We start from the raw sequence: 24108 nt of genomic DNA on the forward strand, positions 1-24108 counted from the left end.
TGAAGCAGAAATGCCAAATATTATTCTGGAATTTTTACCACCTTATAGTCCAGATTATAATTTAATTGAACTGGTATGGCATTCAGCGAAAGAATATATAGCCCACAGATTATTTGAATCAGTAGAACAGTTAGAAGAATTATTAAATAAATTGCTAAACGAAGGAGGTCTTATTATTAAATGGGAGCGCAAAGTTAAAAATAAAGGTAATGCTGTTTATTCGATTTAGCTGCACAACAGCTTACTACAGACTTAAATTTAGACTTTCCTTGTGACACTTGCGTAAGTCCTGTTTAATAATGATGGTCAGAATCAGGATATCCTAATTTTGACATTTTTTAGGAATTTTTGAAAAAATCAGTAAAAAATTAGTGTTTATTCTAACATTTCCAGATCAATTCCTAAAGCCTGGAGTTGTTCAGGAGAAAGGGAACGTAATTTTTCAACAAGTTGTTCTCGTTTTTGTTTTTCAACATCTGCTCTTTGTTTTTCAACATCTGCGCGTTCTTCACCTGTTAACAATAAATTACCTTCTTCATCCCACCAACGCAACCAAGGTAAATCAGCATTTTGATATAAACCTTGCCAAATTCCTAACTCTACCCCTAAAGGTTTAATGGGATAATGTCCTCGTTCATTGGGTGTCATTAACTGATAATTGGTATCCAACAAATGATAAACTTCAACTTGTGCCTTTGTTACTTCATAAATAGCATAATAAGGAACACGGATAGCTTGTTCATAAACCCAAAATTTACCAACTTTCCCATCGTTTCCTTGAGATGGTGGTGTTTTATCTCGTTCTTCTGTACCATCACCGGAGACAAATTCAATCACTATTAAAGGTGCAATAAATTCTTTCCATAACACATAAGAACGGCGCATTTTACCGTTTAAAGTTGGTGGTACATTGGGTACATAAAACCAATCTGGTGCTTCTGCACCTTTTTCTGGTGGATCTGTTAAACGCCAATATATCCCAGAATCTTGACCGATACAATATTGGCCATCTGGATGCAGTTTATCTAAAACGGGTTTAATTGAGTCTGTAATTAATATACTTTGGGGATGTTCTTGCAGATTTTGACCTACGGTACGCTTCGCTAACACGAAAGTACCATCTGAGTCTGGTAACTGGGTGTGGTCTGGTAATGTCAATACTGTGAAGGAAGTCATAGGCATAACCAAGATTGTATTTATATTTTATGGTAATTTTTAGATGGTTTGTTAGTGATAAAAGTTGTATTTGTCAGAATCAGGATAACTAGGATTAAAGGATTAACATGATGGTAATTTTTAGATTGTTTATAACATTTAAAGGCAATCATCAAACAACATCCTCAAAATCCCAACATCCTCACAAACAATCATTCAGCAACATCCTGTTAATCCTATCATCCTGGACATCCTGATTCTGACAAAAATTTAAGACTTGACAAGACGCGAAATTTACATTATATTTATGTTATCAGTGGAAATCTGTCCGCGCATATATAGTAAAATTTTGTATCACAAAGATCCCCGACTTCTAGGATAATTGATTTTGATACAGGATGATTAGATCAAAGAAGTCGGGGATCTAAATTTTGTCAGAATCAGGATAACTAGGATTAAAGGATTAACATGATGGTAATTTTTAGATGGTTTAAATTCTTCAAAAACAATCATTCAAAAACATCCTGAAAAATTCTCAAAATCCTCACAAACAATCATTCAATCACATCCTGAAAATCCTCAAATCCTGGACATCCTGATTCAGACAAATAAAATACCCAACATCCTCACAAACAATCATTCAATCACATCCTGAAAATCCTCAAATCCTGGACATCCTGATTCAGACAAATAAAATACCCAACATCCTCACAAACAATCATTCAATCACATCCTGCAAATCCTTAAATCCTGGACATCCTGATTCTGACAAATGCAAGGTTTAATTAAGATTTGAGAATGTACCAAAATTGTGATATTATATTATAAGACTTGATCAAGTAAAGATAAATAATTAATTCAATACAATTTTCATGAGGAGATAAATTTATGAGTTTAACTATTTCTGATGAAATTCTCCATTCTACAGGAATGACATCAAAAGAATTATTAATAGAAATTGCAGTGATGTTATTTGAAAAAGAAAAAGTTAGTTTAGGTAAAGCTAGTAAAATAGCTGAAATGAATTATGTAGAATTTCAGGAATTACTAGCTCAACGTAATATTTCCCTTCATTATGATGTTGCAGAATTTCAAGAAGATATGAAAACTCTTCAAGAAACAGGTTGGTTATGATTATTGTTAGTAACACATCACCAATTAGCAATTTAGCTAAAATTGATCACCTATTTTTACTGCAAGAAATTTATAGTGAAGTTATTATTCCTCAAGCAGTATATGATGAATTAATAGATATTAGAGCAGGAGAAAAAGTTAATAATGCTATAAAAAATGCTTATTTTATCAAGAATCAACCTGTTATTAATTATCAATTAGTAAAAGATTTACAGCGAAATTTAGATAGGGGAGAATCTGAAGCAATTGTATTAGCAATAGAATTAAATGCTAATAAGTTGTTAATAGATGAAAGATTAGGAAGACAGGAAGCGATAAAATTAGGATTGTCTTTGACTGGAGTATTAGGTATATTGTTGATTGCTAAAAAAAGAGGATTAATTAATAATGTTAAATCTTTGATGGATAAGTTAATTTCTCACACAGCTTTTAGAATTGGTGATCAACTCTATTATACTATTTTGATAGAAGCTAATGAAAATTAGTAGTTTGTAGGGTGCGTTAGGAGTGCAAAAAGATCATAAAATACACCAATCAATTTACACCAAGTAACGCACCATTAATTATGATGCTTCACTGGTAAAATCTACCTTGTCATAAATATCAACAAGAGAAATTTCACAGTCAATAGAAGCTAAATTTAAAGTATCATTAATATCTTCATATTCTAAAAACATCCATTTCTTATTATCAGTTTTAACATATTGTTCAACGTGCATTGTATATTGATCAATTAAAATATATTCTTGAAAACTAGGAATAGTCCGATAAGCTGCAAATTTCTCATCTCGATCATAACCTTTGGTAGATTTTGATAATACTTCAGCTATCATTATTGGATTGGTAATAGTATCATTTCTTCCTTCTGCAAAAACCAGGGGAGTTTGCACAACCATAACATCAGGATAAGTGTGAATCCGTTTTTGAGGAATCCAAAGTCTTTGATCTGTAACAAAGACTTGATAGGGTTGACGTTTAAGAGCAAAATTTAGCACAGCATAAAAATTGCCAGTAATTTGGTTGTGATCTGGTGTTCCACCGATCATGGGTATAATTAAGCCATCTATATATTCGTGACGTATTTCTGAATTTATTTCAAATTCTAGATATTCTGCGGGTGAGTAGTATTGTGTTTCCTTTGCAAGAGTCATGATATTTAGATTGTGAGTATTACTTTATTTTTGATATTAGCTTACTCCTATTTGATAAGTAATCGAACGTGCATCAAGATCAACAACTACCTTTCCCCCATGATTTTTCTCTACTTGTCTCCAAACATCATAACCCATGAAAATCGCCTTCTCCCAATCTCCCAATGAACAACGAGAAACTTCTAAATGAGATGTCATATTTTTGATAGTCTTCAATAGTTGGTAATCTAAAGACCAACCTAAAATAGCAGCATAAGCAAAATGAAAAACATCATGGAAGCGATACCCATCACTTTGATAAGAATTATCAGTGAGATCATTTCCTATCTGTTCTTTATTAATAAATGCCTTCATTTTGACTGAATTATCTTGGCTGACTTCTGTAAGTTCTACTACAAATTGTCGTGGTAAACTTTCATGTTCTGGAAATTCATTATCAAAGATGTAAATTGTATTTTTATTATCTATTTCTGTTGAATCTCTCCATCCCCAACGGTCATTACACTTTCTTAAATTATTCTCTGCTATTTCTTCTAAATTTAGGTCAAATTTACTAGCTATATTGGAAATATACCAAAGCATATCTCCCAATTCTTCTGCAATTCCTTCTTTAAATAATTTGTGTGCATCACCATCGCGTAAGTATTTTTTATATTCTGTCATCAAAGAACCAACTTCACCAACTAACCCTAATAGCGGTATGATTAATTCAGTACCTTCAACAGCAGGAATTTGATCTGTGTTTAGTGCTTGTTTTTGATATTCGGAAAAATTCATAATGTTATTCCTTTCATTATAAAATTAAAATTTATTGCTGATAAAATTTAATTAATTTTGAGTAAAAATAATTGCTTGTGTATCCTTTTTTACATATAGAGGGTGGCGTGGATATCCATACTTTGTTAATCCTAAACAGTACAGAGAGTTGTGATCATAAATAAGATTGATAACTTCTTGATCTCTGTTATTAAAACTGCCTTTTGTTCCCCATGCTAAAATAATTAAAGATGTGTTTTTTATAGCTAATTTTATATAATCATCATTTTGTTTTCCTATGGGTTCATCTACTTGACAAAGTTCACGAGGGTTTGTAGCACGATAAGCAAATAAGTTAACTACTTCAAGAGAACCATAACCCCAATATTTAGCAAAGTGAATACATTTACGAAGTGTTGGATCATCATTTTTCTGATCTGCGGTACTTGGGTTCAGCATCACGAAAGTCACTTTCTGCAAATTTTCATCCCATTTACGACCTAGTAAGTAGCGGTAATTTCCTACAATTTCGGCATATTTTTCCATTTCATCATTCTTGATTTTATTCATAAACACCTATAAATGTTAAAAATGATTTTTTAAAATAAACACATCTGAACAGATGTCTTTGGTTCTTGATTTTGTACAGACGCAGATTTTTTATTCTGTTGATATTTTTTCTGCAATTTTGATAAAGTATCTGATATCTCAGATGTAGTGTTTACCAAAGTATCTAATTCTAAAGATAACTGCTGACAATTATTTTGTACATCAAAAATTTCTAACGGTGGTAATCTCTGGGCTAAAGTTTCTTGAACCTGATCATTAATACCCCATTTAGGAGGATAAAAATAATCAATTGGTTGAGCAGTAGGAGTAAACTTAGCCTTGATCTTTTTACGATTACTCTTTAAACCAGGAAATGCTTCTCTACAATACTTGTCAGTTTCACAGAAAAGATTTTGACAGTCTATAGCTTTGAGTGGACGACCCCAAAGCGATTGAAAATTTAACCCCAAACGTTGAAATTCATTTTCTTGATTTTCGGTCATCCAATAAATTACATCAGCATAACTTTTTCCTTGAGTATCAATAAAACATTTATTAATACCTCGTTCTGCGCCCGGTCCTGCTATAGTAAAACTGTTTTCATCAAAGTTAATAACTTCACTATAATTAATATCTGTTGCTAATTGGTAAGCCATAAACTTACCTAACAATGGATATCCTGCAATAATATGAAAAATTTCTTCTAAACTTTTAGCTTTGACTATGGGATTAATTACCCTATCTTTAAAAATCATTTTGTCAATTAATGCTAAATGATTCTGGTGTTTTTTATCATAACCAAACTCTTTACTAGCACAAGACATATAAGCACTGGTATAAATCACATATCCCAAATCCATAGCCTCTTGTAGTATTTGGGAATATACATCTAAATCAAAATTAGACAGTGTAATATAATTTCCTATTTTGCTTTCTAAATATTCCCAAGTTTCTATTTTATTAAAGATTTTAAATAGTAGTATTCTAAATAATACCTCTTCTTCATTTTTGCTTCTATTCTCATCATAAATGACATTTTTGATCAGATATTGAGAAACTCGATCACTTACTCGATAAGCATTACAAAATTTATAAGTATTAAGAATAGGATCACTCGTCCAAGGAGGAGGTACATTTTTAAGTTTGTTAAAAAATACTTCCTGACGCATAGCCGCAAATCGCCAATAGGTATCAAAAATTTCTTGTCTTACTTGCATATACTGTGTTCCTGATTTATGATCATTAATTTTTATCCTTTCCCAATTTCCCAATTATCGGGTAATCCCTTCTAGTTTTGCACAAAAATCAACATTATCAAAGTTTTTGTTGCTATTCTATAATTTTTAACGTAACTTCACTATACATATACAAAAATACACAAAAAAAACCTTGCTTGTTTGCATGAAACTCAGCTAAACTATCCATCACCCTAAAACTAACTATCTTTAACCTCTAACTTAATTCGATATCCCAAAACATCTAAAAACTCAACTAAACTATAAATCTCATCTCCGAAACTTGCAGATAAAATCTGATCAAGTTGTTGATATTTCTGTTTAGCAGTTTCCGAAAGATTATTTGCTGCTAACCGTGCATCAATAATATTCTTTAATGCAGAACGTAAAACTTCAGGTTCACGGACTTCTTCATCCAATTGTAAAAAAGTTTCTAAATATGCAGCAGCTTCTTCAACATCTTGGAGAGATGAAATTAAATATTCCTTATAACTTTTACTTGTCGGTGTTATTACTTCTTTCATGATTTTTACAATTTTATTAAATTACTTTTATGGTCATACCAATTATTAACCATCGCAATAATATCATCTATTTTCTCATCATTCAGGTTTTTAAATTCCTCATTTTCATTAAATTTCAATGCCACATTATTTCCATCTTTGAGAATAGGTTCTAAAATCCATCTATAGTAACCTTCATCATTATCTAATGTAAAGAAAAACAAGCAAACGGGAAATGGTAAATCTCTCAAGACATTCAAATTGTTATATCTTTTATTTTTTAGCTTAAAAATACTATCATGCTGAATCAAATTAGAACTAGAAGCTGTTGCTTTCACTTCTACCCCAAACATTCTACCGCTAGACTTACCATCTTGGGTGATGGTTACTAATAAATCTAATCCTGTGTCTTTTTGTTGTTGAGAAACAATCAAATCATCACGACGAGTCAAGTAAACAACAGCTAAAGCTTCTGAACGGAAACCAATATACCAAGGTTGTTCTGTTTGCATTGTTTTATCTCCATTGTTGATCAGTAAATTGGGAACTTAAAATTTTCTGTATATTCTGTGTGTACGGTTGCCAAAAATTATTGACCTCATTCCAAAGGATTTCTCTATTCTGTTTATTAATAGGAAAATTAGTAGATAAACTTGAGAGAGATGTTAAATTTTCACCATTAGCAGAAACTAAATAACCGACTTCTTGAACTTCATCAATTCCCACTATATAAGTTGGTGCTGGATAAGATGCTATACCAAGTACAGATTCCTTTTTTACTTGCACCTTTAAACGTTTATCTTTCTTAGTATAACCTTGTCTGGTAGTTTTGACTTGGACAAAAAAATAAGGAATATAACAACCAGCACCTACTAACTCAACAATAAAATCAACATACTGCCATTTATCTCCTAAAAACTGAGGCTTAAAAATGGGACCATCATCAGAGTGAAATTTAGTGATTAAAACTTCAAATATCCTCTCACCTCTTTGTCCGAGTGCATCCCTCATTATGTTATATATATCCCTATCTTAATTCAGTTATAATTTGCTTCCCAAAATATAGGGTAAGCAAAATTGCCCACCCCATATTAATTCAACTCTCTGCGCCTCTGCGTCTCTGCGTGAGCTTAACCTAAACTAAGCACCTTCCCGCAACTTATCCAAAACACTGCGATCCTCAAGAGTGGAAGTATCTCCCGATACCTCCTGACCCGCAGCTAAATTCCGTAACAACCGACGCATAATTTTACCCGATCGCGTTTTTGGCAGTGCATCAGTAAACTTAATTTCCCCAGGACGAGCGATCGCACCAATTTCACTGACAACGTGCTTTTTCAGTTCCTTACTCAACTCCTCACTGGGTTGATAAGTTCCCTCTAAGGTCACAAAAGCTACAACTTCTTCACCCTTCAACTCATCAGGTTTACCAACCACCGCAGCCTCAGCAACCGCCGGATGGGAAACTAACGCAGATTCTACTTCCATAGTCCCTAAGCGGTGTCCAGACACATTTAGCACGTCATCCACACGACCCATGACCCAGAAATAGCCATCTTCATCCTTTCTTGCACCATCACCGGCAAAGTAAGTATATTTACCATCTTTGGGCGGAATATGTTCCCAATAAGTGCGACGGAAACGCTCAGGATCACCGTACACAGTCCGCATCATTCCCGGCCAAGGATGACGTACAGCTAAATAACCACCTTCATTATCGGGAACTGTGTTACCTTCTAAATCCACAATATCCGCAATAATACCAGGGAAAGGACGGGTAGCGGAGCCGGGTTTAGTGGGAATTGCACCGGGTAAAGGTGTAATCATAACACCACCAGTTTCCGTTTGCCACCAAGTATCAACGATGGGGCAACGTTCACCACCAATCACTTTATGATACCACATCCAAGCTTCGGGGTTGATAGGTTCACCGACAGTACCCAACAACCGCAAGGATGAAAGATTGCGGGATTTAGGATGGTGTTCACCCATTTTGATAAAGGCGCGGATAGCGGTAGGAGCAGTATAAAAAATTGTTACACCGTATTTTTCAATCACATCCCAGAAACAACCAAGATTAGATGCACGGGGCGCACCTTCATACATTACAGTAGTTGCACCGTTGGAAAGAGGACCATAAACAATATAGCTATGTCCCGTAATCCAACCTACATCAGCAGTACACCAATATACATCTGTGTCCTGTAAATCAAAAATCCATTTTGTGGTAATATGGCTGTATAGGTTATAACCGCCTGTAGTGTGTACTACCCCCTTGGGTTTACCCGTACTACCGGAGGTATAAAGCACAAATAGCATATCTTCGCTGTCCATTGGTTCAGCCGGACAGTCAGCGGATACACCTTGTTGTAAATCATGCCACCAGTGATCCCTTCCTGGTTCAATATGGGTTTTTTGACCGGTGCGTTTAACCACTAAGACATCTGTAACACTGGGTGCGGCGTTATCTGCTAAAGCTTTATCCACCTGTTCTTTAAGCGGTACAATTGCATCCTTACGCCAACCACCATCAGCAGTAACTACTACTTTTGCTTGAGCATCATTTAAGCGATCGCGCAAAGCTTCCGCACTAAAACCACCAAAAACAACGCTATGAGGTGCGCCTATTCTCGCACAGGCTAACATAGCAATAGCCGCTTCGGGTATCATGGGCATATAAATTCCCACGCGATCGCCCTTGTTCACACCCAACTGTTTCAGCACATTAGCAAATTGACAAACTTCACGATGTAACTGAGCATAAGTTAGCGTGCGAGAATCACCTGGTTCACCTTCCCAAATCAAAGCCGCTTTGTTTTTACGCCAAGTCGTTAGATGTCTATCAAGACAGTTATAAGAAATATTAATCTTGCCATTGACAAACCACTTCGCAAAAGGAGGTTGCCAATCTAGCACAGTATCCCATTTTTCAAACCAATGTAACTCATTTTCCGCTAAATCTGCCCAAAATTTCTCAGGGTCAGCTTTTGCGGTATCATAAAGACGCTGATAATCTTCCAAACTTTTGATTTGAGCTTTTTGGGAAAAATCACTAGCTGGATGAAACAGACGCTTTTCCTGTAGGATGGATTCTATCGTCGGTTGAGACATGATGAATTATGTAAACATTATTGTGACTGAAAACTATTGTTAGCAAAGTTTTGGCAAATATTGTTTAGATTTTCATTAAGCTAGATGAATCCAACTGTCTATCACAAAATTATCAAATTGTGTGATATCCCATTTTATTCCTTCTTTGTGTCCTTTGCGTCCTTTGTGGTTCGTTATCATATAATTTGTACATTTTAGACAGAACTAGAAGTAGATATCCCAGTAACCCAGTTGACAAAAGTCATAAATAAGCAAAAATAAGCCACTGAGGAGATAAAAGCTAAAGAAAATATTAAGTATGATTGAGGGAAAGAAAAACAGTACATTTTGTACCGGGAAACAGGATAAGATAGAAAAGTATCAGCAAATAAAAAAGTGTATCCCCAGTTGCAGAAAATAAACAACCAGAGTGGTAGAGACTGAAACCAAAAGATAGTATACTAACTACTGTGGCAGTAAGTATTTTGCACCAGCTAACTGGGTAAAACCAGAGTTGTGAAATCCTCAAATTTTGGCAAATACAACCTTTGTCCAAAAATGTCAATACAATCTTTCTTTAATTAAGTAAATTTTACCAAAATTTTACTAAAACTTTACCAAAACTTTACCAAAACTTTACCAAAAACCAAACTTTAACACCAAATACACCAAAACATGAATCATATACATCTGTTCCCAGGTATAAATTGAAAACAAAATGTTTATTTAGTTTAGTGACTCAAAAGTAGGGCGTAGTTTGCAAGCAAAAGAAATAAAGGATAAACTAAAGTTATTAAGCGAGAGAGCCGCAACAATAGATCCTCAGTTAGCCAAAAGATTAAATGAGATCAATCGTTGGGTTAAATATACTCGCCCTGGTTCCCTGACTGCTAAACCTTATGTGCTTGCGTTTCTCCTAGAGGTAATTACAGACTCTACAATTTGGCTACTAATTAAATCATTACCTTCCGAAGCAGCCAGACAAGCAAAATTTGAGCAAATGACAGCCAATGAAAGGTATTGGTATGGTTATTTATTTCCTAAGTGGATCAACTCAACAGATGCCAAATTTTATATTTGGAAGAAAAAAATGATGGCAGGGGAGTTTAATCAGTTGGATGATGATATGATTAAATCAATAGCCCAAGATATTGTGCGTCGTGAAGGGAATGTTTGGCAGCGTTATATTGCTGACCTTTCTATGGCGACAGATTTAATCGTTAGTAATCATCAACACAAACCACTTTGTATTCAAATCACCAGTGTTAGTAAAGAATTTCATGGTCAAAAATATGAAAAGTGGCAAAATGCCCTGCAAATGTGGGAAATAGAGCGAGGATTGTTTTTAAGTTACAATCCTGGCGAAAATGATTTTATCAACCAGTTAGTAAATGTGGCGCTGTACAACAGTGATCATCTGTCCCAAGGAAAGTATGTCAACTTTTCCTGATATCCAATTGTTGATATTGAACACCTGAGTCCTTGCCTAAATCGTTACCTGTTTACGACAGCATTTATCAGCATTTATGCTTAACCAAAAAGAAATGAACAGCATTACTCAAGTAGATGAATTTGCTGAAATTTTAGCAGCAGCCCGCAGAATGCAACAAGACTGGTTAGAATATGGAGTAAATTATGTACATCTTTATGTTGAAGATGCCGATGGAGATTGGTTAGAAACATGGGATGATGATGAAATATTGAATCATTCTTTATTAGATACTATTAAAGAATTTTTAGTAAGTAATGATGATATAGCAGTAAAAATTAGGTATCGTTTACGAGATAGGCCACTGTTTGATTTAGCTGTAGATTTAGAAGAATGTTTGCAGATTTCTAGGGAAGATCAAAAAATATTAGCTATTAGCGATATTCTAGCGCGTTATCTTCATATTTGTGATCTTGATTTACTTGATTTAGCAAATAGTTTGCTGGATAAGTTGCTGTCATTTTCCCAGAACGTATTTTAACCGTAGGGGTTTAGCATTCGGGTGATCACCTACTGCGGAAACTGTAGGGGCGAAGCATTTGGGCGATAATTTAACGTAAAAATCAGACATCTAGATATCCCATAAGCTTCGCCCTGCCCCCATAAATAAGTTCCATAATTTCTTTTCTGGAGATGTCTATTGATCTGCAATCTGCTTTATTGCTAGAGAGTAAGCTGTTACACAGCTAAATTGTATAATCCTAATATTCTGAACTATTGTTTAACAGGCAAGAGGCCTGTTCCACTTATACAAATTAAATGCACAACAGCTTATAATTGATTAAAAATAATAGCGGTTTGTTCTATGACAGTTCCACTTTTAGAACAGGAAACAGAAAAACTGATAACTGTACCTGGTGTTTCTTGGCAACAGTTTAAAACTATTGAAGTCCAGTTAGAAGAAAATCATGCTGTAAAATTGGCATATTTAGCAGGGGTGCTGGAAATAATGTCTCCTATTGGTGATAAACATGAATATGTGAAAAAAACCCTTTCCTATTTATTAGAAGCATACATGAGATATAAGGGGATTCGGTTTTATGGTAGGGGTGGTTTTACTTTAGAAGCAGCGGGTTATGCTTCGGGAACACCAGATGAATCTTATTGTATTGGTACTAATAAAGAAGTTCCTGATATTGTGATTGAAATTATCGTTAGTAGTGGTTCAATTAATAGAACTGAATTATATAAACCTAAGGGAGTTCCTGAAGTTTGGTTTTGGAGAAATCATAAAATTCAAATTTTTAGTTTAAATGCTGTTTTGGAATATGAGGAAGTTAACCGCAGTCGGTTTTTTCCAGATTTGGATCAAGAGTTATTATTGCAGTTTTTAGCTATTCCTGATCAATATGATGCGGTATCGCAATTTATTGATTTTATTAATGATAAATAAGATACCCATCTAATTCTTTTATTAATCCACGTTTTACAGCTTCACTTAATGCAGTAGCTTTTCTCAATAAACCTTCCTGATAAATTTGCATTAGTGCTTGTAATTCAGGATGTTCTGATTCTGTGAGAATACCAGCTTGTTGTCTGTCTAGCAACTCACTCAAACGTCTATCTTCTTCCGGTTTCATTTGTAATTCCGTCAACTCTAAAACTTGTTGATCAGAAAGTTTTAAAATGGGTTCAATTTTCATTTTTGCTATCTCCGTTCTTCCCGTTCTTCCCACTCATCACGCATCTGATTTACCAATTCTTGGGCATCTTTTCCTGCAAGTAAATTGGGAGCAATACCATGAAAATCAGTTACTTTATACTTGGGCTTTGGAGTTACTGCAACTGCTTCTACTGATTGCTTAATCTCCTTTACCAAATACTCTAATATCCCCATTTTTTCTATTAGACTTAATTGCTCGATTTCACTGATAACAGACTCAATGGAAAGGCTCATATTTTTAGATGATTAGTTTTATATTTTGATGATCAAGGATTTTACCATAATTTATTATATCTTAACACTTTAGATTAACTAATATATTGTTTTTGCAATAATTCTTTACTTATTTTCTCTTGTCTTTGCATCAAAAATCACATATAATTATTATAATTAAACGCAAATGAACGCCGATTAACGCAGATAGAAAAACAGGTTAATTAGTCAGCTTTTAGTAATTTATGTCCAGATTATTAGTCACCCAATATCAAACAGAAGTCCAAAAAATCATCCAGTTTGGTGGTTCAAGAAAGGAAACTTCTATTCGTTTCGCTTTTCAAAATCTGTTAAATGAATATTGCAAACCTCGTGATTTTCTGCTTATCCCTGAGTTAGATTTTAAATTACCTAATGGTAAAGTCGTTTATCCTGATGGTACAGTTAAAGATGCTTTGCGGTTAGATTGGGGTTACTGGGAAGCTAAAGACGAATATGATAATTTAGATCAGGAAATTGAGAAGAAATTAAATAAAGGTTATCCTGATAGTAATATTTTATTTGAAGATTCCCAAACTGCGGTTTTAATTCAAGGTGGTACAGAAACAATGCGCGTATCTATGCAAGATGCAGACGCGCTAGATGGTATTATTAATAACTTTATAAATTTTGTCCGTCCTGAAGTGCGGGACTTTCGAGAAGCGATAGAGGTTTTTAAACAAGACATTCCCATTATATTAGATTCTCTCAGAAAGTTGATTGATTGTCAAGAGGGGAATAATCAATCTTTTGAAACTGCAAGAAATAAGTTTTGGGAACTTTGTAAAAAGTCCATTAACCCGGAAATTAGTTTGTTAGATATTCGGGAAATGATGATTCAACATATTTTGACTGAGGATATTTTTATTAATATTTTCAGTGAGTCGCAGTTTCATCAAGAAAATAATGTTGCGAGGGAGTTACAAGGGGTAATTTCGACGTTTTTTACTGGAAGTTTAAAGCGGAATACTTTGGGAAGTATTGAAAGATATTATGCGGTAATTAAAAGAACTGCTGCTAATATTGTTAATCATCAAGAAAAACAGAAGTTTCTCAAAGCATTATACGAGAATTTTTATAAAGCATATAATCCCAAAGCTGCGGATAGGTTGGGTATTGTGTATACCCCTAATGAAATAGTTAGGTTTATGATTGAAAGTGTGGATTTTTTAGTACATAAACATTTTGGTAAATTGTTAGGGGATAAAGATGTAGAAATTTTAGATCCTGCGACGGGTACGGGTACGTTTATTACTGAGTTAATTGATTATTTACCTCCCCATAGTTTACAGCATAAATATCAACATGAGATTCATTGTAATGAGGTAGCAATTTTACCTTATTATATAGCGAATTTGAATATTGAATATACTTATAAACAGAAGATGGGGGTTTATGAGGAGTTTGAAAATATTTGTTTTGTGGATACTTTGGATAATACGTTGTTTGCAGGTAAGCAAATGGATTTGTTTGCGATGACGTTGGAGAATACGGAGAGGATTAAAAGACAGAATGATCGGACTATTTCGGTTATTATTGGGAATCCTCCTTATAATGCAAATCAACAAAATGAAAACGATAATAATGCTAATCGTGATTATCCAGCAATAGATAAATTAATTAAAGAAAGTTATGTAAAATATAGTAATGCACAGAAAACAAAAGTTTATGATCCTTATATACGTTTCTTACGTTGGGCTACAAATAGATTAAATCATAATGGTATTATAGCATTTATTACTAATTCATCTTTTATTAATGCAAAAGCATTTGATGGTTTTAGAAAAGTTATTGCTAATGAATTTAGCGAAATTTATATTATTGATTTAGGTGGAGATGTTAGGTCTAATCCAAAAATTTCAGGTACTAAGCATAATGTTTTTGGGATTCAAGCTGGTGTAGCTATTAGTTTTTTAATCAAGAAAAATGTCAAGCGTGATACACCATGTTTAATATACTATACAAATAGACCTGATTTAGAAACTGCTGAAGATAAATTAAAGTTTATTGCATTTAATAAAATTGAGAAAATTAATTTTACAAGAATTACTCCAGACGTTAATAACAACTGGATAAATCTTGATGATACTGATTTTAATACTTTATTACCATTAGTCAACCAAGAAACTAAGAGTAGTAAAGATGAAAGTGCATTATTCAAGTTATTCTCTTTAGGTGCTGTTTCTAACAGAGATGAATGGGTTTATGATTTAGATGAAAATAATTTAAAATCAAAAATTGAATTTTTCTGTGATATTTATGAAAAAGAAAAACAAAGATGGAAAGAATCAGAACGAAATACTGATATTAGCGATTTTGTGGATAGAAGTATTAAATGGACTGCTGAGTTAGAAGAACACCTTAAAAAAGGGTCACAATTAAAATTTAATTCAAAAGCTGTAATTTCATCAATTTATAGACCTTTTGTAAAACAATACTTTTATCTTGGTAAGATTTTAATTCACAGACTGTATCAAATGGAGTCATTTTTTCGTAAATCTCAAGATAATTTAGTAATTTGCTTGACAGTTCATAAACAAGTTCCTTTTGTCGTTTTTTCTACAAATTGTTTTTATGATGGTGGTTTAGGTTCAAGAGGTACTCATGGAGTTGCATTATATCGTTACGACAAAGAAGGAAACCGCATTGATAATATAACAGACTGGGGACTAAAACAAATTCAAACCCATTATCAAAATGAAACAATCACAAAAATAGACATCTTCCATTATACTTATGCAGTATTACATAACCCTGAATACCGCAAAAAATACGAACTAAATTTAAAACGCGAATTTCCCCGATTACCCTATTATGAAAACTTCCAAAAATGGGTAAACTGGGGAAAACAACTCATGAAATTACATATCAATTATGAAACTGTTACCCCTTATAAATTAACCCGTGTGGATATTCCCTTAAAAGACACCCCTTCGACTTCGCTCAGGGACCGAGAGAAAGACAACTCTTCGACTACTTCGACTTCGCCCTTCGACACCGCCCTTCGACACCGCTCAGGACAGGCTCAGGACAGGCTCAGTACAAGTTCGCTCACCCCTTCGACTTCGCTTCCCCCTTCGACTTCGCTCAGGGACCGACAAAAAACCATCAAAGTTAAATTGAAAGCAGATAAAAATAAAGGTGTAATCATCTTAGATGATATTACCACATTAACAGGAGTTCCTGAAATAGCTTGGGAATATATGTTAGGAAATCGGAGTGCATTAGAATGGATATTAGATCAATATAAAGAAAAGAAACCCAAAGATCCCACCATTGCGGAAAAGTTTAATACTTATCGGTTTGCAGATTATAAAGAACAGGTAATAGATTTGTTGATGAGAGTGTGTACCGTCAGTGTAGAGACAATGAAAATAATTAAAGAGATGGAAAATTTCTGAATCAGAAAATTACTGTCACCTGTCACCTGTCACCTAACTTTGTCTGAATCAGGATAACCAGGATTAAAGGATGTACAGGATGAAATACTAAAAATTAAACGCAGATGAACGCAGATAAACGCGGATGATTTTTGCATTATTTTCCTAGTTTCTGGGATTTACAGGATGGAATAATTCGTGGTTTTAAAATTACTGTCACCTATCACCTATCACCTGTCACCAGTCACCTATCACCTATCACCAGTCACCAGTCACCAATCACCAGTCACCAGTCACCAGTCACCTAATTCTGTCAGAATCATGGTATACTAGAAAAAGTAGCAATTTATTACAGTAGCTATCGTAAAAATATATATTGCTGTTAATTTAAAATTTTCCGTTGTTTGAGAAATTGGAATGCTAGACCAAATATTTGATTACTTACACTTTCATATTAGTGTTGAAGCACTGATAGTATTACTGATCCTAGTTTTTTTAGAAGCGGTACTATCAGCAGATAACGCGATCGCCCTCGCTGCGATCGCCCAAGGACTAGAAGATCAAAAACTAGAACGTCAAGCATTAAACATTGGTTTAGTATTTGCTTATGTTTTAAGAATTACCCTACTGCTAACAGCTACTTGGGTACAAAAATTCTGGCAATTTGAATTATTGGGTGCTGCTTACCTGTTGTGGTTGGTATTCCAACACTTCACATCCCAGGAAGACGAAGATCATCATCATCACGGACCAAAATACAGTTCTCTATGGCAAGTTATACCAGTAATTGCCTTTACAGATTTAGCCTTTTCCTTAGATAGTGTGACAACAGCGATCGCCGTTTCCCAAGAAACCTGGTTAGTCCTCACCGGTACAACCATCGGTATCGTCACCCTGCGATTTATGGCCGGGTTATTTATTCGCTGGTTAGATGAATATGAAAATTTAGCAGACGCAGGTTATATCACTGTAGCGTTTGTGGGTTTACGTCTATTAATCAAAGTCATTAACGAAGCTTTAGTACCACCGCAATGGATCATGGTAAGTGCGATCGCCATAGTCTTAACCTGGGGTTTTTCCAAACGCACAGAAGTAGAAATCAAAACCCAAGAACCAGAAAAAACAGAAGTTAAATAGGGACTGGGGACTGGTGATTGGTGACGGGGGACTGGTGACTGGTGACTGGGGACTGGGGACTGGTGACTGGGGACTGGGGACAGTTAAGAGTTTTTAGCAATTACCAATTACCAGCCCTAACTAAATAACTAACAACATAATTGATCATGACTTTAGATTTCATTAGAATTTCGCCAAAAACAAAGCAAAAACCAGCCGCCCTCATCGTCACGTTACACGGGTGGGGTGCAAATGCCCAAGATGTAGAATCTTTATCCTCTTATTTCAATTTACCTGATTGTGAATTTTTGTTTCCCAATGCCCCTTATCCCTATCCCTATTCCCCAGTTGGTAGGGCGTGGTATGACTTGCGGGACGAGAATATGTATCAAGGATTGCCAGAAAGTCGTCAATTACTGATAGATTGGTTGCAGTCTTTAGAAAGCATGACAGGAGTGCCTTTGTCTCGCACCGTTTTGAGTGGGTTTTCTCAAGGTGGTGCCATGACGTTGGATGTAGGTTTAACTTTACCCTTGGCTGGTTTAGTTGTCATGAGTGGGTATCCACATCCTCAACTTGCTAACTTACAAAAAGGCAATTTTCCACCCACATTAATTATGCACGGCACACAGGATCAAGTTGTACCATTGTCAGCTGCTACCAAAGCTAAGGCAGTGGCAGAAGCATTAGGAGTGGTAGTCGAATATCATGAATTTGTGATGGGACATGAAATTAATTTAGAAATGCTGGAGGTATTGCGAAAATTTGTGATCAAGACAATTGCGGATGGTTAAGTTATCAATTTTTTACAATTGAGGAGAAAAATCAGCTAAATATTTACAAATTTCATGCCCACTAATTAGTAATATAGATTGGGTGGGATATTTTAGCTCATTTAGCTCAACTCCACCTACGGCTGAATGCGAGTGCTGCAAAAGGGAGGGGCAAGCATTATGACAACTCTAAGCGTTTCCAGAAAAGAAATTGCTGCTATGACAGCAACAGATGTAAAAGATTTGGCTACTCGTCTGGAATTGGATAATTATAGCAATGCTTTTGAGGGTTTAAATGATTGGCATTTACTGCGAGCGATCGCCTTTCAGCGTCCAGAATTAGTTGAGCCTTATATCTACCTATTAGATTTAGAACCCTACGACGAAGCATAGAGATTTTATCTAACAATTCAGAATTCTGTAAGGGTTTGGCCTTGCTAAACCCTTATATAAATAATTTTATGCAAATAATCATTACATGATTCAAACAGATCCATACAAATGGATGCAATAATAAGACAGGCTTATGCCAAGCGAGCCATGATATCAGTCAACACCTAAATGATTTGTGTAGATGAATTATTTGGTATCATTAGAGAATGATATACAGTCTTTTGTATCTAATTAATTAGGAACGGTTGTCATAATGATCACAAATAATCAACAGATGGAATTACTAGATCAAGAAGATGAATTAGAAAATGAGTTTAAATTTGATGATGATGATGATGAAAATTTAGAACCATTTGATCCGACTAAAATCAGGGTTAAAACTAAACCAATGACAATGGATGTACTACTAAGAAGAATCAAGCATGATGAAATTGATTTAGATACTGAATTTTACCGACAATCTGATATTTGGACACCTAAAGCCAAAAGTCGTTTAATTGAATCTCTGTTAATTCGGATTCCTATTCCCATATTTTATATAGATGCTACTAATGATGATAAGTGGTTAGTAATAGATGGTTTACAAAGAATTAATACATTTAAAAAATTTATTATTGATCAAGAACTTACATTAACTGAATTACAATTTCTTAAAGATTTAGAAAACAAGAAATATAATGATTTACCTCGTGCTTATCAAAGAAGAATAGAAGAAACAGAATTAACAGTATGTTTAATTGAACCTGGAACTCCTGATGAAGTAAAATATAATATTTTTCAAAGAATTAATACTGGTGGATTACCTCTTAATAACCAGGAATTGCGCCAAGCAATGAATCCAGGTAAACCGATACAAATTCTGAAGAAATTAGCTAATTTACCAGAATTTAAAAGAGTAATAAATTTAACTAAAAAGAAAAATAAACGCCTCGAAGATCATGAACTTATACTATATTTTATTGCTTTTACTTTAACAAACTATCAAGATTATCCCGAAAATAAAGGTCACACTTATTTTTTAAATGAAGCAATGAAAAAATTAAATACAATAGAAGATAATTTAATCCAAGAAATAGAGAATAAGTTGATTATAGCTATGAAAGCAGCTTATAATATTTTTGGAAATAGGGCTTTTCGTAAACCTCAAAAGTCCCCAGTTAATAAATCTCTGTTTGAATTGTGGTCAGTTACTTTAAGCAAGTTAACTGCTCAAGAAATTGAAAAGTTAATCAATCATAAAGAAACTCTGAATGATAAATTTAAACAAAAAATGGAAAATGATCCTGATTTTTTGAAATCTATATCTCAAGCATCTAGTAAAGTTAAATATCGTTTTGAAAAAATTAATCAAATAGTTCAAGAGGTTTTATCATGCTAAGTTCTTTAACTTTAAAAAATTTTAAACCGTTTGAAAATCAGTCTTTTTCTTTAAAGCCATTAACTCTACTGGCGGGTTTAAATAGCACTGGTAAATCGTCTGTATTGCAATCTCTATTACTATTACGTCAATCTTGTTTGCAGGACGATTTATTAGATAGGGTAGGTTTAGCATTAAACGGTGATTTAGTATCTATAGGTACTGGAAAAGATGCACTTTTCAAGAGAGCTAAAGACGATGTAATAACTTTTGAAATTGGCATGAATAATGATATTAAAGGTACTTGGATTTTTGATTGTGATCGTCAATCAGATATAATGAGATTATCTCCTAATTTAGAAATTGATGCAGCAATTTATAATTCAGGACTTTTTAATGATAACTTTCATTACTTAAAAGCAGAAAGAATCGCACCTAGAAATTATTTCCAAATGTCTGATTTTAAAGTTAGACAACATCAACAGATTGGAAGTCAAGGAGAATTTACTCCCCATTTCCTATCCATAAATGAATATAAAAAAATTCCCCATAGTCAACTATCGCATCCATTAGCACAGTCTGATATTTTAAAAAGTCAAGTTGAAGCCTGGTTAGGAGAAATTAGTCCTGGAACAAGAGTTGATATAGAACTACATCCAGGGATGGATATAGCAAGTTTACAATATTCCTATGAAGATAATAATTCCTATCGTTCTACTAATGTAGGATTTGGAATTACCTATACTTTACCAATTATTGTCGCTATATTATCTGCTGCCTCAGATACATTGATTTTATTAGAAAACCCAGAAGCACATCTTCATCCTAGAGGACAATCTAAGATGGGAGAATTAATTGCCTTAGCAGCAAGTTGTGGTATTCAAATAATATTAGAAACTCATAGCGATCATGTTCTCAATGGTATTCGTAAAGCAGTAAGACATAATAAACTTGAGGCTGATAAAGTGCAAATTAACTACTTTGAAAGATATTTAAAAAAAGGACAACCAACAACAGAAATTATTACTCCTCGAATTTATCCAGATGGAGGGATTGATAAATGGCCTGATGGTTTTTTCGATCAAGCTGAAAAAGATTTAATGGAGTTACTATAAATGCACTTTTTGATTAATGAGCTTTCTTTTATTGGACAAGCATCTAATAATTATGAAGCTGATGAATTAATGAAACATATCTTGGAAATTCTAGAGGAAATCAGTGTTCTTCAAAATGGTGATCCGATTCAAACTCATAGTAGTTTTTCTTCTCAACAACTATCCTCTGAGTTAACTATTAGTCAATGGATTTTTCAGAATAAAAATTCAAAAAATTCTGAACAACAAAAAATCGCTATGATTCTACTGAGACTTTTAAGTAAGGGACCTTTTATAGATGTACAGGATTTTTTCAATGATTGTAAATGTCACTATCAAAAACAAGATGTTTCTTCAAGTTCATTAGCTGGTGCTGTTAAACTTCCAGGAATATTAATTAGTTTACAAAATAACCCTGATTTTATTACAGAAAACATTGAAGTTAAATTTCAAGAAGGTACAAATGATTTAGAAAATAGAACTGTCAAGAATTTAACTCAAATTACCCAAGCTATCAAAATATGTCCTCGTTATAAACTTCATTCTAAACATGATCCTTCAGGATATTGGAAAAATGCTACACCTATGAATTTAAAAGATCAAGAAGCTCAAAAAGTGTTAAATAGTTCTGTATGTAATAGTAATGAAAATAGTGAAAAACGTTATGGATTTCATAAAGAAACAGATCAATTTTATGTGTTTCATTCAGACAATACCTTTGATGAACAAGGTTATCTAACCTATCATGGATTTCCAATTCCTGAAGATCAAGTCCCTAAAGAAGTATTAAATAAAATAAAGAGATAATGCCATCATTTATAAATCCCAAATCCAAAAAAGTTATTGTTGCTATATGCGGCGGTATTGCAGCTTATAAAGTTTGTGAATTGGTTTCTAGTTTGTTTAAATCTGGTGTAGAAGTGCGAGTGATTCTCACCAATTCTGCTCAAGAATTTATCAAACCTTTGACTTTTGCAACTTTATCCCGTCATCAAGCTTATACTGATGAGCATTTTTGGCAACCTGTTTATTCTCAACCCCTACATATCGAATTGGGAGAATGGGCGGATTTAATTGTGATTGCGCCTTTAACTGCTAATACTTTAGCTAAGTTAGCTTATGGGATGGCAGATAATTTATTAACAAATACTGTCTTGGCTTCTACTTGTCCTGTTTTATTAGCACCCGCTATGAATACGGATATGTGGGAACAGGTAGCAGTACAAAGAAATTGGCAGCAACTATTGACAGACAAAAGATTTTATGGTATGCAAACTGGTTCTGGGTTGTTAGCGTGCGATCGCATCGGTGCAGGAAGAATGGCCGAACCAGAAGAAATATTTGTTTATATTCAATCTTTATTGCATACCCAAGGAAAAAGAGATTTAAGCGGGAAGCGTGTTTTAATCAGTGCTGGGGGAACGAGAGAATATTTAGATCCGGTGCGGTTTATAGGCAATCCTTCCACGGGTAAAATGGGATTAGCATTAGCACAGGCAGCATTGCATAGAGGTGCAAAGGTAACATTAGTACATTGTCCAAGGAGTTGGGATGCACCTTTAGGAGTTAAAGCAATTTCCGTAGTGAGTGCGGCTCAAATGCAGCAAGTAATGTTAGAACAGTTAGGAAATGCAGATATAATAGTCATGTCTGCGGCGGTTGCGGATGTGAAACCGAGAGATTATAGTGTAGAGAAATTACCTAAGCGATCGCTTCCCGAAAATTTACCCCTTACACCAGTACCCGATATAGTTGCTGAACTAGGGAAAATTAAACAACCCCAGCAATTATTAATCGGTTTTGCAGCACAAACCGGGGATATTATCACACCTGCGAAAGAGAAATTACAGAGAAAGAAATTAGATGCAATTGTAGCCAACCCTATTGATAAAATTGGCAGTGGTTTTGGGAGTGATCATAATCAAGCGGTATTTTTAGATAAAGAAGGAAGAGAAATAGAAATTCCCCCTTGTTCTAAGTTAGAAATGGCGCATTATGTGTTTGATTTTGTTGTTTACAGCAGGAGGCAGTAGGAGCAAACCCCCTGTGGTTGCCCTCTTGAGGCAGGAGGCAGGAGGCAGGAGGCAGGAGTCAGGAGGCAGGAGGCAGAAGTTAGGAGGCAGGAGGCAGTAGGCAGGAGGCAGGAGGCAGAAGTTAGGAGGCAGGAGGCAGTAGGCAGGAGGCAGGAGGCAGGAAGCAGGGGGAAGTTAATAACCCAATGCCCAATAACCAATACCCAAAGACAAGAAAATTTTTTTGATCAACCCAACACAATTGCAAAACGGCATACTATAATAGAAATATAAAGCGCATGGGGCTTTAACGGTTTCGACAGGTTGGCGAAAGCTGCTCTGTGATTCAGGTCGAGAGTGAGTCTCCTCTCGCAAATCAAAGGCTCAAACAAAAAGTAAATGCGAACAATATCGTAAGCTTTGCTCGTAAGGAAGCCCTAGTTGCTGCCTAATAGCCTCTTATAGGTCCGAGCGTCTCTGGTTTGACTCCGTTAAGGACTAGAGACCTAACCCCAACGGATGCTCCAGTAAGCGTTCTCTGGTTGGCTTGCTGGCTAAGACTAAATCAGAGCATCCTACGTTCGGGACAATGAACGATTCCCGCCTTGAGGGTCAGAAAGGCTAAACCTGTGAATGAGCGGGGGGTAAATACCCAATTTGGACATGGGTTCAATTCCCATAAGCTCCACTTAAAATAATCAACAAGTCCACTTACATATCAAAATGTAAGTGGATTTTGTTTTTGAGGTTTAAGTAAGTGGGTGTTAAAAATTTTTTCTGTTTCTTGTAGGGGCGAAGCATTCGGGTGATAACCTATCGCTGAAACCAGTTCATATTCTGTCCGAATGCTTCGCCCTTACGATTAATGAATCGGTGTTCTAGTTAGGGGTTGCTGAGAAAGTCTTTCCGTGAGGGCATAGGAGTCAGGAGTCAGGAGTCAGGAGTCAGGAGGAGATTTGAAAATTTCTTTGCCATCTCTTGAAATCCCCAAAAATGCACACTTTTT

General features: G+C 34.7%; 26 protein-coding genes and 1 other RNA gene. 16 read left to right on the plus strand and 11 right to left on the minus strand.

The window, feature by feature from the left end:
* Nucleotides 1-229 (plus strand): transposase (locus FFR48_RS11575; protein ID WP_201277608.1); only part of this gene is annotated, 229 nt, incomplete at its 5' end.
* A 146-nt stretch (nucleotides 230-375) separates the two neighbouring features.
* Here FFR48_RS11575 and FFR48_RS11580 read toward each other — a convergent pair.
* Nucleotides 376-1176, minus strand: coding sequence for a Uma2 family endonuclease (locus FFR48_RS11580; RefSeq protein WP_137667468.1), 801 nt, complete (start codon nucleotides 1174-1176; stop codon nucleotides 376-378).
* A gap of 867 nt (nucleotides 1177-2043) precedes the next feature.
* On the opposite strand from FFR48_RS11580, the gene FFR48_RS11585 reads away from it, so the two are divergent.
* Both FFR48_RS11585 and FFR48_RS11590 read left to right on the plus strand, forming a co-directional pair.
* Nucleotides 2044-2289, plus strand: a complete 246-nt coding sequence (locus tag FFR48_RS11585) for a UPF0175 family protein (RefSeq protein WP_096565667.1) — start codon at nucleotides 2044-2046, stop codon at nucleotides 2287-2289.
* Complete coding sequence (locus tag FFR48_RS11590; RefSeq protein ID WP_137667469.1) at nucleotides 2286-2774, plus strand: PIN domain-containing protein; 489 nt, start codon at nucleotides 2286-2288, stop codon at nucleotides 2772-2774. The genes FFR48_RS11585 and FFR48_RS11590 overlap by 4 nt, the downstream gene beginning before the upstream one ends.
* A gap of 78 nt (nucleotides 2775-2852) precedes the next feature.
* On the opposite strand, the gene FFR48_RS11595 is transcribed toward FFR48_RS11590, so the two are convergent.
* From FFR48_RS11595 to acs, 8 genes are all read right to left on the minus strand, one after another.
* Nucleotides 2853-3440 (minus strand): Uma2 family endonuclease, encoded by a 588-nt coding sequence (locus FFR48_RS11595; protein ID WP_137667470.1) that lies wholly within the window; start codon nucleotides 3438-3440, stop codon nucleotides 2853-2855.
* Nucleotides 3441-3476: 36 nt separating this feature from the next.
* On the minus strand, nucleotides 3477-4217 hold the full coding sequence (locus FFR48_RS11600) for a nucleoside triphosphate pyrophosphohydrolase family protein (RefSeq protein ID WP_137667471.1): 741 nt from the start codon (nucleotides 4215-4217) through the stop codon (nucleotides 3477-3479).
* 51 nt (nucleotides 4218-4268) lie between these two features.
* Nucleotides 4269-4766 (minus strand): DUF1643 domain-containing protein, encoded by a 498-nt coding sequence (locus tag FFR48_RS11605; RefSeq protein WP_236104058.1) that lies wholly within the window; start codon nucleotides 4764-4766, stop codon nucleotides 4269-4271.
* A gap of 29 nt (nucleotides 4767-4795) precedes the next feature.
* Nucleotides 4796-5962, minus strand: coding sequence for a nucleotide kinase domain-containing protein (locus FFR48_RS11610; RefSeq protein WP_137667472.1), 1167 nt, complete (start codon nucleotides 5960-5962; stop codon nucleotides 4796-4798).
* Between the two features lie 218 nt (nucleotides 5963-6180).
* Nucleotides 6181-6504: a transcriptional regulator gene (locus FFR48_RS11615; RefSeq protein WP_137667473.1), complete on the minus strand. Its 324-nt coding sequence runs from the start codon at nucleotides 6502-6504 to the stop codon at nucleotides 6181-6183.
* 5 nt (nucleotides 6505-6509) lie between these two features.
* A complete protein-coding gene (locus FFR48_RS11620) occupies nucleotides 6510-6995 on the minus strand; it encodes a DUF4365 domain-containing protein (protein WP_137667474.1) in 486 nt (161 codons plus the stop codon).
* Nucleotides 6996-6999: 4 nt separating this feature from the next.
* Nucleotides 7000-7494: a DUF4365 domain-containing protein gene (locus tag FFR48_RS11625; protein WP_096565657.1), complete on the minus strand. Its 495-nt coding sequence runs from the start codon at nucleotides 7492-7494 to the stop codon at nucleotides 7000-7002.
* Between the two features lie 129 nt (nucleotides 7495-7623).
* Nucleotides 7624-9594 (minus strand): acetate--CoA ligase, encoded by a 1971-nt coding sequence (acs, locus tag FFR48_RS11630; RefSeq protein WP_137667475.1) that lies wholly within the window; start codon nucleotides 9592-9594, stop codon nucleotides 7624-7626.
* A gap of 736 nt (nucleotides 9595-10330) precedes the next feature.
* Here acs and FFR48_RS11635 point away from each other — a divergent pair.
* From FFR48_RS11635 to FFR48_RS11645, 3 genes are all read left to right on the plus strand, one after another.
* Entirely contained in the window at nucleotides 10331-11023 is a 693-nt protein-coding gene (locus FFR48_RS11635; RefSeq protein ID WP_096565653.1) for a hypothetical protein, read from the plus strand.
* 76 nt (nucleotides 11024-11099) lie between these two features.
* Nucleotides 11100-11543 (plus strand): hypothetical protein, encoded by a 444-nt coding sequence (locus FFR48_RS11640; RefSeq protein WP_137667476.1) that lies wholly within the window; start codon nucleotides 11100-11102, stop codon nucleotides 11541-11543.
* Between the two features lie 324 nt (nucleotides 11544-11867).
* Complete coding sequence (locus tag FFR48_RS11645; protein WP_137667477.1) at nucleotides 11868-12455, plus strand: Uma2 family endonuclease; 588 nt, start codon at nucleotides 11868-11870, stop codon at nucleotides 12453-12455.
* Here FFR48_RS11645 and FFR48_RS11650 read toward each other — a convergent pair.
* Nucleotides 12442-12705, minus strand: a complete 264-nt coding sequence (locus tag FFR48_RS11650) for a hypothetical protein (RefSeq protein ID WP_236104059.1) — start codon at nucleotides 12703-12705, stop codon at nucleotides 12442-12444. The genes FFR48_RS11645 and FFR48_RS11650 overlap by 14 nt on opposite strands.
* Nucleotides 12706-12710: 5 nt before the next feature.
* On the minus strand, nucleotides 12711-12959 hold the full coding sequence (locus FFR48_RS11655; protein WP_137667478.1) for a hypothetical protein: 249 nt from the start codon (nucleotides 12957-12959) through the stop codon (nucleotides 12711-12713).
* A 224-nt stretch (nucleotides 12960-13183) separates the two neighbouring features.
* On the opposite strand from FFR48_RS11655, the gene FFR48_RS11660 reads away from it, so the two are divergent.
* The 10 genes from FFR48_RS11660 to ssrA all read left to right on the plus strand — a co-directional run bounded on the left by FFR48_RS11660 (nucleotide 13184) and on the right by ssrA (nucleotide 23793).
* The gene (locus FFR48_RS11660) at nucleotides 13184-16378 is read left to right on the plus strand and encodes a type ISP restriction/modification enzyme (RefSeq protein ID WP_162501877.1); all 3195 of its coding nucleotides are present in this window, start codon (nucleotides 13184-13186) and stop codon (nucleotides 16376-16378) included.
* Between the two features lie 131 nt (nucleotides 16379-16509).
* On the plus strand, nucleotides 16510-16665 hold the full coding sequence (locus FFR48_RS11665) for a hypothetical protein (protein ID WP_162501878.1): 156 nt from the start codon (nucleotides 16510-16512) through the stop codon (nucleotides 16663-16665).
* 109 nt (nucleotides 16666-16774) lie between these two features.
* Nucleotides 16775-17494 (plus strand): TerC family protein, encoded by a 720-nt coding sequence (locus FFR48_RS11670; protein WP_137667479.1) that lies wholly within the window; start codon nucleotides 16775-16777, stop codon nucleotides 17492-17494.
* A gap of 146 nt (nucleotides 17495-17640) precedes the next feature.
* On the plus strand, nucleotides 17641-18267 hold the full coding sequence (locus tag FFR48_RS11675) for an alpha/beta hydrolase (RefSeq protein ID WP_137667480.1): 627 nt from the start codon (nucleotides 17641-17643) through the stop codon (nucleotides 18265-18267).
* A gap of 159 nt (nucleotides 18268-18426) precedes the next feature.
* Nucleotides 18427-18639, plus strand: a complete 213-nt coding sequence (isiD, locus tag FFR48_RS11680) for a protein IsiD (RefSeq protein ID WP_096564997.1) — start codon at nucleotides 18427-18429, stop codon at nucleotides 18637-18639.
* Nucleotides 18640-18892: 253 nt separating this feature from the next.
* A complete protein-coding gene (locus FFR48_RS11685; protein ID WP_137667481.1) occupies nucleotides 18893-20017 on the plus strand; it encodes a DUF262 domain-containing protein in 1125 nt (374 codons plus the stop codon).
* Nucleotides 20011-21111, plus strand: a complete 1101-nt coding sequence (locus FFR48_RS11690; RefSeq protein WP_137667482.1) for an AAA family ATPase — start codon at nucleotides 20011-20013, stop codon at nucleotides 21109-21111. Before FFR48_RS11685 ends, FFR48_RS11690 begins: the two co-directional genes overlap by 7 nt.
* The gene (locus FFR48_RS11695) at nucleotides 21112-21897 is read left to right on the plus strand and encodes a hypothetical protein (RefSeq protein ID WP_137667483.1); all 786 of its coding nucleotides are present in this window, start codon (nucleotides 21112-21114) and stop codon (nucleotides 21895-21897) included. It abuts the gene before it with no gap.
* Nucleotides 21897-23123, plus strand: coding sequence for a bifunctional phosphopantothenoylcysteine decarboxylase/phosphopantothenate--cysteine ligase CoaBC (gene coaBC / locus FFR48_RS11700; protein ID WP_137667484.1), 1227 nt, complete (start codon nucleotides 21897-21899; stop codon nucleotides 23121-23123). The genes FFR48_RS11695 and coaBC overlap by 1 nt, the downstream gene beginning before the upstream one ends.
* Nucleotides 23124-23403: 280 nt before the next feature.
* Nucleotides 23404-23793, plus strand: a transfer-messenger RNA (tmRNA) gene (gene ssrA / locus FFR48_RS11705).
* Nucleotides 23794-24108: the final 315 nt, after the last annotated feature.

Source organism: Sphaerospermopsis reniformis, assembly GCF_005402885.1.
GTDB lineage: Bacteria > Cyanobacteriota > Cyanobacteriia > Cyanobacteriales > Nostocaceae > Sphaerospermopsis > Sphaerospermopsis kisseleviana.

Coding starts and splice junctions, on each gene's coding strand:
- acs (WP_137667475.1), bottom strand. CDS start 9,594: ATGTCTCAACCGACGATAGAATCCATCCTACAGGAAAAGCGTCTGTTT.
- FFR48_RS11590 (WP_137667469.1), top strand. CDS start 2,286: ATGATTATTGTTAGTAACACATCACCAATTAGCAATTTAGCTAAAATT.
- FFR48_RS11625 (WP_096565657.1), bottom strand. CDS start 7,494: ATGAGGGATGCACTCGGACAAAGAGGTGAGAGGATATTTGAAGTTTTA.
- FFR48_RS11675 (WP_137667480.1), top strand. CDS start 17,641: ATGACTTTAGATTTCATTAGAATTTCGCCAAAAACAAAGCAAAAACCA.
- FFR48_RS11690 (WP_137667482.1), top strand. CDS start 20,011: ATGCTAAGTTCTTTAACTTTAAAAAATTTTAAACCGTTTGAAAATCAG.
- FFR48_RS11615 (WP_137667473.1), bottom strand. CDS start 6,504: ATGAAAGAAGTAATAACACCGACAAGTAAAAGTTATAAGGAATATTTA.
- FFR48_RS11650 (WP_236104059.1), bottom strand. CDS start 12,705: ATGAAAATTGAACCCATTTTAAAACTTTCTGATCAACAAGTTTTAGAG.
- FFR48_RS11620 (WP_137667474.1), bottom strand. CDS start 6,995: ATGCAAACAGAACAACCTTGGTATATTGGTTTCCGTTCAGAAGCTTTA.
- FFR48_RS11580 (WP_137667468.1), bottom strand. CDS start 1,176: ATGACTTCCTTCACAGTATTGACATTACCAGACCACACCCAGTTACCA.
- isiD (WP_096564997.1), top strand. CDS start 18,427: ATGACAACTCTAAGCGTTTCCAGAAAAGAAATTGCTGCTATGACAGCA.
- FFR48_RS11605 (WP_236104058.1), bottom strand. CDS start 4,766: ATGAATAAAATCAAGAATGATGAAATGGAAAAATATGCCGAAATTGTA.
- FFR48_RS11640 (WP_137667476.1), top strand. CDS start 11,100: ATGCTTAACCAAAAAGAAATGAACAGCATTACTCAAGTAGATGAATTT.
- FFR48_RS11655 (WP_137667478.1), bottom strand. CDS start 12,959: ATGAGCCTTTCCATTGAGTCTGTTATCAGTGAAATCGAGCAATTAAGT.
- FFR48_RS11645 (WP_137667477.1), top strand. CDS start 11,868: ATGACAGTTCCACTTTTAGAACAGGAAACAGAAAAACTGATAACTGTA.
- FFR48_RS11685 (WP_137667481.1), top strand. CDS start 18,893: ATGATCACAAATAATCAACAGATGGAATTACTAGATCAAGAAGATGAA.
- FFR48_RS11585 (WP_096565667.1), top strand. CDS start 2,044: ATGAGTTTAACTATTTCTGATGAAATTCTCCATTCTACAGGAATGACA.
- FFR48_RS11660 (WP_162501877.1), top strand. CDS start 13,184: ATGTCCAGATTATTAGTCACCCAATATCAAACAGAAGTCCAAAAAATC.
- FFR48_RS11595 (WP_137667470.1), bottom strand. CDS start 3,440: ATGACTCTTGCAAAGGAAACACAATACTACTCACCCGCAGAATATCTA.
- FFR48_RS11670 (WP_137667479.1), top strand. CDS start 16,775: ATGCTAGACCAAATATTTGATTACTTACACTTTCATATTAGTGTTGAA.
- FFR48_RS11695 (WP_137667483.1), top strand. CDS start 21,112: ATGCACTTTTTGATTAATGAGCTTTCTTTTATTGGACAAGCATCTAAT.
- FFR48_RS11600 (WP_137667471.1), bottom strand. CDS start 4,217: ATGAATTTTTCCGAATATCAAAAACAAGCACTAAACACAGATCAAATT.
- FFR48_RS11610 (WP_137667472.1), bottom strand. CDS start 5,962: ATGCAAGTAAGACAAGAAATTTTTGATACCTATTGGCGATTTGCGGCT.
- coaBC (WP_137667484.1), top strand. CDS start 21,897: ATGCCATCATTTATAAATCCCAAATCCAAAAAAGTTATTGTTGCTATA.